We start from the raw sequence: 10,217 nt of genomic DNA, 5'->3' as shown, positions 1-10,217 counted from the left end.
CGCAGGCGAGAATCAGGCCATCCTCTACCCCTCGCTTTTTTTCGATGAACCCCAGCGACACCATCCCCCTGTCCCTGGACCAGGCCACCACCCTGGTCGAGCGTATCCTGACCCACGCCGGCTTCAGCCCCGCGCACGTGCAGGCGCTCACCCATACCATCGTCGCCGGCGAACGCGACGGATGCGCCTCGCACGGGTTGTACCGGACGCTCAGCTGCGTAGCGACGCTGCGCAACGGCAAGGTGGTGGGCGATGCCGAGCCTGTCGTGCACGATCAGGCGCCTGGCATCGTGCGGGTCGATGCACGCGGTGGGTTCTCGCTGCTGGCGTTCGAGCGTGGGCTGCCGCTGTTGATCGAGAAGACCCGTGCCAATGGCCTGGCGGCACTGGCAATCAACCATTGCGTGCATTTCTCTGCGCTGTGGCCGGAAGTCGAACGCACCACCGAGGCCGGGCTGGTCGCACTGATCTGCAATCCCAGCCACGCCTGGGTCACGCCGGCCGGCGGACGCACGCCGTTGCTGGGCACCAATCCGCTGGCGTTCGGCTGGCCACGCGTGGACGCGCCGCCGTTCGTGTTCGATTTCGCCACCAGTGCGGTAGCGCGCGGCGAGATCGAGCTGCGTCGCCGCGCCGGCCAGCCGATTCCCGAAGGCTGGGGGGTGGATGCGGCGGGCGCGCCAACCACCGATCCGGCCGCGGTCGCCGACGGCGGCGCGATGCTGACCTTTGGCGGCCACAAGGGCTCGGCGCTGTCGGCGATGATCGAACTGATCGCCGGGCCGCTGATCGGCGACCTGACCAGCGCCGAATCGCTGGCCCACGACGCTGGCGCCGGCGCTTCGCCCTACCATGGCGAACTGATTCTGGCGCTCGATCCGGCGCGGTTCCTGGGCGCCGAGCGGGTCGCGCACATGGCACGCGCCGAGGCCTTCTTCGCCGCCTACCAGGACACCGGTGCGCGGCTGCCCTCGCAACGCCGCTATCAGGCGCGAGCGCGCAGCCTCCACGAGGGCGTGCGGATTCCGCGCGATCTGCATCGAGACCTACTGACGTTGCTGGAGTAAATCGGCGCGGCTATGGCGTGGGCGCGCCAGACATCGCTTGCATTCAGTGCCGCGCAGGCGACCAGGCATCGCGCCAATCGATCCGGAAGCCCTGGCCATCCAGCGTCAACGGCAACCAGACATAGCGCCCATCGATGGGATTGCCGGGATTCCAGCGGTCGCCGAGATAGATGAAATGCCCTGGCCTTCCCGGCCATGGCAGCACATAGGCGCTCTGGCTGTGGAAGGTCAGCGCAGCGTCCTCGCCACGGGCCGGATTGCCGAACTCGGTCCACGGCCCGGTCGGTGACGGCGCGGTGGCGCCATGCGCGGTATTGGGCTTCCAGCCGGTGCATTCGGAACCAAGGAAGTAGTAGCGCCCCGCCTGCTTGAACACCGCCGGCGCCTCCAGCCAGCGCTCGACGAAAATGCGCGCGAAAGTCGGTTCGGTATCCAGGTAATCCGAACGCAAGCGGGTGACATGCATCGTCGCGTTGCCTTCGGAGCTGTAGAACAGGTAAGCGCTGCCGTCGTCGTCCTGGAACAGGGTCATGTCGCGCGACTCCTGGCCATTGGGCCGGAACGAACGCAGGTAGCGGTACGGCCCGTCCACCCGCTCGGCCATCGCGACCCCGACCCGTGCATCCTTGTAGCCCTGCCCTGGCCGCTCCAGGTGGAACCACATCACGTAGCGGCCGGTGGCTGCGTTGTACAGCACCTTCGGACGCTCGATCACGGCCCCCTTGGCGATATCGGACTGCCGGTCATCGGCTACCTGCAGCGCGATGCCGCGGTTGTCCCAATGCAACAGGTCGCGCGACCGATACACCGACACGCCCACCTGGGCGGTATTGCCGCCCGCGCCGGCCGTCTTGTATTCGCCGAACCAGTAGTAGGTGCCGTCGCGGTCGCGCAGCACGCCGGCGCCATGGGCGTTGATGGCAACGCCCTGGCGATCGTTCCACACCGCCCCGGGGCGGATCTGCCCGGCACCGGCAGCCGCCATGCATGGGGCCGCCAGCAGCAGTGCGCAGCCCCACATCACGCTGCGCTGGCGCAGACGCCCGCCTGCGACGGGCGCTGCAACGTCCTGGGTCGGACTGCCGGAAGGCACGCTCAGAACTTCACCGTCGCCCGCGCCCAGTAGTAGCGGCCGAGCAGATCGTAGGTGGCCACGTCGGTGTTGGCGTTGGTGACGTTGTTGGCGTAGTACAGCGGCGGCTGCCGGTCGGCCAGGTTGTCCACGCCCACTTCGAAACGGGTGTTCCACGGCTTGACCTGATAGCCCACCTGCACGCTGTGGTAGACGTAGGCGCCGATGTCGCGGACCACGGCGGGCTGGTCGGCATCGGCCGACAGGCTCTGGCGGGTATCGGCGCTGCCGATCTCGGTGCGGCCGATGTAGCGGATGCGCCACGAGGCGCTCCAGTCGCCCAGGTTCCAGTTCAGTGTGCCCAGGGCACGCCAGCGCGGGAAGTTGCCGTAGGCATAGGTGTACTTGCCGGCGTTGTGGATGGTGACGGTGCTGGCGTCGGTGGTATCGGGGTTGATGTCGTAGCGGATCACGTAGGTGCCGTTGAGGCCGGCGCTGAAGTTGCCCCAGGCGGTGTCCGGCAGGCGGTAGGTGAGGCTGAAGTCCGCGCCGCTGGCCCACAGCTTGCCGAGGTTCACGGTGGGCTCGGCGATGTAGTTGATGGTGCCGTTGTCGTTGCGGTGGATCAGCGCGCAGAACGCGCTGGCGTCGTTGGCGTAGCACTGGTTGAGCACCGTCTGCGCCGAGACCTGGGTGATGGTGTCCTTGAGGTTGATCTTCCACAGGTCCGCACTCATCGACAGGCCCTCGACCCAACCCGGGTCGTAGACCACGCCGAAGTCGTAGGACATGCCGGTCTCCGGCTTGAGCTGGTAGCCGGCCACGGCCGCGCCGGAGGCCTTGGCGCCGACCTGGTTGTCCGACTGCTGGTAGCTGCCGTCGGTGGGCACGTTGGCGCAGGCCGCGGCATGGCCGCCGGTATAGCCGTTGCACGGATCGGTGACCGATGGCGCGTCGCCGGCCACGCCGGCATACAGCTCGCTGATGTTGGGCGCACGAAACACCTGCGAGGCGGTACCGCGCAACAACAGGTTCTCGATCGGGCGATACTCCAGCGAGACCTTGCTGTTGGTCTTGCTGCCGACGGTGTCGTAGTCGGAGAAGCGGCTGCCCACGGTCAGGTTGAGCGAATGCACGCCCGGCAGCCCGGCCAGCAGCGGGAACAGCGCTTCGGCATAGGCTTCCTTGACGCTGAAGCTGCCGCCGAGCACCGAGGCGCAGTACTCGATCACGCCGCACATGCCGTTCTCGTCGCCGGTCCACAGCGGATCGGCGGCGGTGCTGGTGCTTTCCTTGCGATAGGAGACACCCACGGCCAGGCTCGCGGTGCCGGCCGGCAGTGCGAACAGTTCGCCGTTGGCGTTGGCCTCGAACTGCTTGACCGTATAGACGTTGGTGACGATCGGGTTGACCACCAGCGCTTCCAGCGCGGCCTTGTTGCTGGCGGCGTTGAGGTTGAACACGTCGATCGGAGTGCAGCCGGCGATCACCGCGCCGGCGCTGCCGCACTTGACCGTGCCGTCGGCGGCCAGGAACGACGGCCCCACCGCGGCATTGAAGCCGGCGTAGTCGAGGAAGCCGTAGTTGATCGACTTCTGCTTGACCTTGCCGTAGTTGAGGCTGGCATCCCACTGCCAGGAACTGTCGCCAAAGCTGCCGCGCAGGCCCGGATTGATCTGGAAATTGTAGGTGTTGTACTCGTAGCGGCGGTTGCCCAGCACGGTGGCGCGGGTGTTGAAGTTGTTGTACGAGGTGCCGGTGCTGCGGTCGGTGCCGAAGTTGACCCCGAACGGGTTGTAGTAGCTGGCGGAGGAGACCAGGAAGTTGTCGCCGTTGGCGAAGATCGGGATCGGCGCGATGATCGAGGACGAGGTGGTCTTGCTGAAATAGGTGTTGACGTAGCCTTCCAGGTGGTCGCTGAAGCGGTAGCTGCCGAGCACGAAGGCGTTGGTGCGTTCCTGCGGGGTCTGCAGCAGGTTGTACGGCTGGTAGTTGTAGGAATCGGTGGAGGCGACGTAGCAGTGGTACTGGCTGGCGTTGGTCGGGCTGCTGCTGCCGCCGTTGAAGGTGACCCGCGAACAGCCGTTGCTGGCCGCCAGCGCCTTGGCCGCGGCAGAGCCGTCGTTGAAGCTGATGCTGCCGGTCGGCGTGGCCGAGGAGCCCTGCTTCACCCCGACGCCGTCGATCAGCGACAGCGCGTCCTTGGAATACGCGCGCGCGCCGGCCGAGACCGGGTCGATGTCGTGGTAGGACAGACCGGCGACGATGCTTCCGCGCTCGCCGGTCTTGCCGGCGGTGAGCGAGAAGTTGCGGCGGTTGCCGTCGCTGCGCGAACTGGTGCCGAAATCGGCGCTGGCCTCGACGCCGTCGAAGCCCTTGCGCAGGATGAAGTTGACCACGCCGCCGATCGCGTCCGAGCCGTACACCGCCGAGGCGCCGTCGCTGAGCACTTCCACCCGCTCGATCATGGTCGCCGGGATCGCATTGACGTCGTTGCTGGCCAGGCGCGTGCCGTTGACCAGGACCAGGGTGCGCTTCTCGCCGAGGCCGCGCAGCGAGATCACCGAGGCGCCGGTGCCGCCGCCGTTGTTGGTGTTGGGATTGGTGGCGTTGCCGGCGATCGACGGCAGTTCCTGCACCAAGTCGCCGAGCGTGGCCTTGCCGGTGGCTTCGATCTGCGCGCGGCTGATGGTCACCACCGGGTTGGCGGTCTCGGTATCGACGCGGCGCAGGCGCGAGCCGGTGACCACGATGCTGTCCAGGGTCTGGGTGGCGCTGTCGGCGCTCGCCTCCTGCGCCTGCGCCGCCCCTGCGCTCCCCAGCGACAGGGCCGTGGCGACTGCCAGCGCCAGCGGCGTCGCGGCATGACGGAAGGAAGGGCGTGGCTGCGGAAACGACATGGGGCGGGCTCCTGGAAGGTGGCGAGACGAAACAGCGAAAAAACGCAGGCCGAACGACGCCATGCCGGCGCCATGCCGACGGACGGACCTGCTGGACGGTGGCGCCTGCGCGGCGCCTGCGGTGGCGTGCCTGCACCGGACCACGACGGCCTGGCGCACAACGGGGAGGCCGATTTCCTGCGCGCACGGCCGTGCGCGGCTCCCCGCTCCTACGATGACGTCCGACGACGATGGCGGCGCTCCGGTGGCGCGCGCCGGCGCCACGGCCGGTACGACGATGCGATCAGATTTTCATCACGCGGTCACACTGTGCCGTGTGCGCACGCCCGCGTCTTGTCGCGATTCGCGGTTTCGCATGCGGAATCATGCATGGTCGTGCGTGGCTGCGCGCCTGCATGCGGCGCTCGTGGCGAGGCATGGCGTTGTGTGTCGCGCAGACACGACACGGCAGGCACACACTGCCATCGCTGCGCGCGGCGATGCCGCTGTTGCGGTCACGCCGGGATCAGCCAGCCGCCGAACAACGGGCCGGCGGTGTCGCCGTGCTGCGGCTCGATGCGCACGGTCAGCGGCTGCGCATCGCGCGTCAGTTCCGGCGGCAACGGGTAGTCGCGGTCGACGAAATCGATCACCTGGCCGCGCTCCACCGCCACTTCCACCGCCAGCTTGCCGTTGATCAGGATGTTGAAGCGGCCCTTGTCGCTGCCCCAGAAGCGCAGCCGCAGCACCAGCGGCTGCGCGCTGCCGCGCATGCGGAACTCGACGAAGCCCTTGCCGCGCACGTCGCGGCACTGCTGGCGGCGGTAGGCGCCGCCGAAGGAGGTGTCGCTGCGCAACTGGTGGGCCTGCTCGGAGGCTTCGTCGCCGAACTGGATCATGTCCACCGCGATCGCACGCAGCTTGTCCTGCTCGGCCTGGCGGCGCGCCCGCCGCTGGGATTCCTGCGCCCACTGGGTCGGGCCCATGCGCTTGAAATACAGCGCACTGCGGCGCTCGTACTGCGCGTAGAACGGCACGAAGGTCAGCCCCGGCGGCTGCGTGCTGCTGGCCAGGAAATGGCCGGGCTGCGGCAGTTCGGCGAAGCCGCGTAGCGGATCGGCCGCGGCCACCAGCGCCGGGTCCGGCGCGTCGTAGGGTGTACTCACGGGCCCGAGGTCGGCGGCCAGCGCCAGCGGCCCGCGCATCACCACCACCGTGTCCGCGTCGCCGGCGGCGTGTTCCAGCCGCAGCGGCGTGGCCAGGTCCAGGTCGATCACGTCGCCGGCGCGCCAGTCGCGCTCCAGCGTCAGGTAGCCATCAACCAGCGCTGCCCGTGCGGGGCTGCCGTTCACGCGCAGCGCGTAGCGGCCCTGGCACCAGGCCGGCACCCGCAACAGCAGGCGCCGCGGCGCGCGTTGCCCGGCGCGCAGCACCTGCAAACGCACCTTGCCGTTGTCGGGCACGCCGCTGTCCAGTTCCAGCGCCAGATCGCGCTCGGTCCAATCCAGCCGCGAGGGAATGTAGAGATTGACGTACAGCGAGGTGGCATCCTGCCAGTAGATCGCATCGCCGAACTGCGCGTGCGCTTCCATGCCGCTGCCGACGCAGCACCAGAACGAATCGAACTTGTCGGAGAAACCGCGCTCGCCGCCGCTGATCATCGGCGTCATGTAGGTGAACATGCCTGTGGCCGGATGCTGCGCGGCCATGGTGTGGTTGTGCAGCGTGCGCTCGTAGTAGTCGAAGTACCGCGCCTGCGGCGTCCACTGGTACAGGTGCCGGGTCAGCTTGAGCATGTTGTAGCTGTTGCAATGCTCGCAGGTCTGCTCGGTCAGGAACGCGGCGATGGTATCCGGCTCCTGGAAATACTCGCGGTCGGCATTGCCGCCGATGACATAGCTGTAGTGCGCGGTGACCGTCTCCCAGAAGAACCGTGCCGCCGCGGCCGCATCGGCATCGCCGGCGACCTCGAACTGGCGCGCCTCGCCGATGAACTTGGGCACCTGGGTGTTGGCGTGGATGTGCGGCAGTTCGTCGCGCCCGGCCGCGGCCGGGTCGATCACCTTTTCGTGGCGCAGGCGCTTGCCGATGGCGACCCAGCGCGCATCGCCGGTGCGCGCGCCCAGTTCGATGTAGGACTCGTTGAGCCCGCCGAACTCGGTGTCCAGCAGGGTCTGCATCTGCGCGTGATCGAGTGCATCGAAAACGCCGGCGGTGTAGGCGGCCAGCGGCAGGAGCACCTCGAGCGCCTGCTTGCTGCCGGCCAACGCATGCGCGTCGAGCAGGCCGGCGAACAGCTTGTGCTGGGTGTACAGCGGCGACCAGCTGCCGTTGAGGTTGAACTTGCTGCCCTTGATGATGCCGCGGCGCACATCCTCCAGCACCGCCTTGCCGCCCTCGATCTCGCCCTTGTCGTTCTTGCGGGTGAAACCGCCGACGTAGCCATCGGGATCCTGCGCCTGTGCACGCGCCAGCTCGGCGACGATGTAGTCGATGCGTTCGCGCAGCACCGGGTCGCGGGTCTGCGCATGCATCTTCGCCAGTGCGCTGAGGTAGTGGCCCAGCGTGTGGCCGGCGATGGTGTCGCCCTCCCAGCCGCCGTACACCGCGCCCTTCGGCGGTAGGCCGGCGTACTGCAGGAAGTTGTGCAGCAGACGGTCCGGCTCCAGTTCCAGCAGGTAGCGGCGGTTGGTCTGCAGCGAGTCCAGGAACAGCGAGGGTTTCAGCGTGACCTGCTGCAGGGGCAGCGCCTGCACCCGCCCGGGCGTGGACGCGGCGGCGTCCAGCGGGAAGCGCAGCAGCCCGGCGGCCACCGCCAGTGCGCTCCATTGCAGGAAGCGGCGCCGCGAAGGATCCAGCGCGGCCCCAGCCGCGTCGGCAGCAGCGTGCGCGCAGGCGGTGCCATGCCGATGCATGCCCTGCCCGCTCATCGCCGGCCTCCCGCGTGCGAGGCGGCATGCGGGAAAGAAACGCATCGAGGCATGGACTGCTCCTGTGTGAGATGTCGGGACGCCGACGCCGCAGGGCAACGACCAGCGGATCCATGGTCACTGTGTCATCCGGGTGACAGCGCGTCTTGTCCCCACTGATGCGTGCAGATGCGGATTTCTGCCGAATCACCCGCATCGCCTGCCGCAGGCGACCACGCCCTGCGGGCAGCGCCTGCGAACGCGAACGGCGCAGGGAAACTGCGGCAGTGTCGCAGCGGATGCACCGTGCATCCGCCACGACACCGCCTGGCAGTCATTGCCGGTCGATCATTGCGGCTTCGCCGTGACCTCTGGCACCGCGTCGGTCAGGTCGGCGCCATAGTCGGGGTTGGTCACCGTATCCGCATCGACGTATCCATAGAACACGCCCTTGCTGGCCGACGCGCCGCGCTGCTCGACGTCGCCACGCAACTGCGCGGAGCCGGACAGCGTGAACCCGCCGAACGCCCCCGCCGGCTTGAACACCGTATGCAACTGGGCGCGATCCTTCACCGTCACCCCGTCCTGCAGCAGGCTCAACCCGCCGACCACGGCGCCGTCCTGCACCTGCCCGCCCAGGATCGTCGCATGATCCTCGATGCGCGCATCGCCCAGCACCTTGCCCCCCAGCACCCGCGCATGCGGGCCGACATAGGCCGTCGACGCGACGTACGCGTTCTGGGCGACCCAGCCACCGCCGTTGGGGTGACGGCCGCCCACGCGCGTCGGCGTCGGCGCCCCGGGCTGCTGGCCCGACGGATACGCGTTCTCCAACGTGACGCTCCACGGGTAGCGGTAGACCGAATAGTAGGACTGATCCCACTTGATCTTCTGCATCTTGCTCGGCGTCCCCATCACCACCAGATACAGGTCGCTGTCGCCGCTGCGGAGCTGGAACGACAGCGCGGCCTCGGCGCCTTGCTGCAGCGCGCTGTAGCGCGGCTTGCCGTTGGCATCGATCGCGACCAGGCCCCAGCGCCAATCCGAGTCCGGCGCGCCGATGCGATCAGGATCGTTCGCCAGCCCAGGCAAGGTGTCGACCGCCGACGCCTGCTGCACGTCGCCATGGAATCGCACCACGACCGCCTCGGCGCCCTGCGCGGGAATCAGCCGGACCAGGTTGTAGCCCCAACGCTGCGGCGCCCAGTCGAACGGCACTCGGTAGACGCCTGTCTGGCCCTGCACCGGATCCAGCTGGGTCAGGCGCAGTGCGCGATCGCGATTGGTCTCATCGGCCAGGTTTTCCGGATCGAACGCGGTATTGCTGCCGTATTGCTGGCGCATCACGGCGCCATGGTCGCGGCCGTCCGGGTCGGTGTAGTCCCACTGCACGTTGTGCATGGCCCAGTCGCCGAGCACGTCGTTGAGCTGCGACTGGCTCCAGCCCATGTTGTCGCGAATGATCGAGAACGGATCGGCATCGGCCTGGCGCGAATCGCCGGGCTTGGGCGCCTTGGCCCACAGATCGTTGATGATCGCGTAACCGAAACGATCCTTGAGGTACTCCATGAACTGCCAGTTGCAGTAGCGGTCGCGGGTCGAGCCAAGATAGAGATACGGGTAATTCACCAACATCTCCGAGCACTGCACGTCGTCGTGGAAATACTGATGCGCCATCCAGTTGGCATGCGATTCCCAGATCCAGCCGACGTACGGCGAGTCGCGCAAGCCGCCGGTGCTGCCCTGCAAGCCATGGGTCAATTCATGCGCCAGGCCCCAGTGATAGCCCAACTGGTCCGGATTGATCCACATGCCCATGCCGCCGCTGGCGGAGGTACCGCCGTTCAGGCCGAAGCTGTGGTCCAGGTAGACGCTGACCTTGTACTTCGTTGCCGTATTGCAATACGGCTCGGGAAACCCGACGCGCCTCATGTAGTCGTCCCAGATCAGCTCCAGCTCCTTGGCTGCGGACGTCACGTCGTCCTGCGAAACCGCTTGTCCGTCCTTCCAGCGGAACGCGAAGTGCTGGGTTTCGTAGCGAACGGCCGGCATGTCGGTGTCGTCGGGATTGGCGATCCATTGGCCGGCGGTGCATGCGGCCGCAGCCGCCGCATGCGCATACTGCGCAGCCAGCGCCAAAACGGCCGACAGGCACACCGTGGACACCAGACGCACGAATCGAGAAGCAGCAATTTTCACGGCTCCACACTCCTCTTGTTCGATGACAGTGGATGAGTTGGGCGAGCGACACGCGATGCGCTGCAACAGCGTGCCTTGATGGATGATCCGC

5 protein-coding genes are annotated in these 10,217 nt (G+C 67.7%); 1 reads left to right on the top strand and 4 read right to left on the bottom strand.

Features of this window, described 5'->3' with window-relative positions; all coding sequences use genetic code 11:
- Nucleotides 1–44: 44 nt before the first annotated feature.
- Nucleotides 45–1,067: an Ldh family oxidoreductase gene (locus RAB71_RS07710; protein ID WP_010343391.1), complete on the top strand. Its 1,023-nt coding sequence runs from the start codon at nt 45–47 to the stop codon at nt 1,065–1,067.
- 43 nt (nt 1,068–1,110) lie between these two features.
- Here the strand turns inward: RAB71_RS07710 and RAB71_RS07705 are convergent, their stop codons facing one another.
- The 4 genes from RAB71_RS07705 to RAB71_RS07690 all read right to left on the bottom strand — a co-directional run bounded on the left by RAB71_RS07705 (nt 1,111) and on the right by RAB71_RS07690 (nt 10,084).
- Entirely contained in the window at nt 1,111–2,052 is a 942-nt protein-coding gene (locus tag RAB71_RS07705; protein WP_158255544.1) for a glycoside hydrolase family 43 protein, read from the bottom strand.
- 110 nt (nt 2,053–2,162) lie between these two features.
- Nucleotides 2,163–5,039 (bottom strand): TonB-dependent receptor, encoded by a 2,877-nt coding sequence (locus tag RAB71_RS07700; RefSeq protein WP_010343393.1) that lies wholly within the window; start codon nt 5,037–5,039, stop codon nt 2,163–2,165.
- 494 nt (nt 5,040–5,533) lie between these two features.
- Nucleotides 5,534–7,948 carry a glycoside hydrolase family 127 protein gene (locus RAB71_RS07695; RefSeq protein WP_029562147.1) on the bottom strand — a complete coding sequence of 805 codons (2,415 nt, stop codon included), beginning with the start codon at nt 7,946–7,948 and terminating at the stop codon, nt 5,534–5,536.
- Between the two features lie 327 nt (nt 7,949–8,275).
- Nucleotides 8,276–10,084: an Svx/AvrXca family virulence/avirulence protein gene (locus RAB71_RS07690; RefSeq protein ID WP_081481984.1), complete on the bottom strand. Its 1,809-nt coding sequence runs from the start codon at nt 10,082–10,084 to the stop codon at nt 8,276–8,278.
- Between the last annotated feature and the right edge of the window lie 133 nt (nt 10,085–10,217).

Source organism: Xanthomonas sacchari (genome assembly GCF_040529065.1).
Lineage (GTDB): Bacteria > Pseudomonadota > Gammaproteobacteria > Xanthomonadales > Xanthomonadaceae > Xanthomonas_A > Xanthomonas_A sacchari.
Note: the sequence above shows the minus strand (reverse complement) of the source record. Positions and strands in the feature narration are given on the sequence as shown.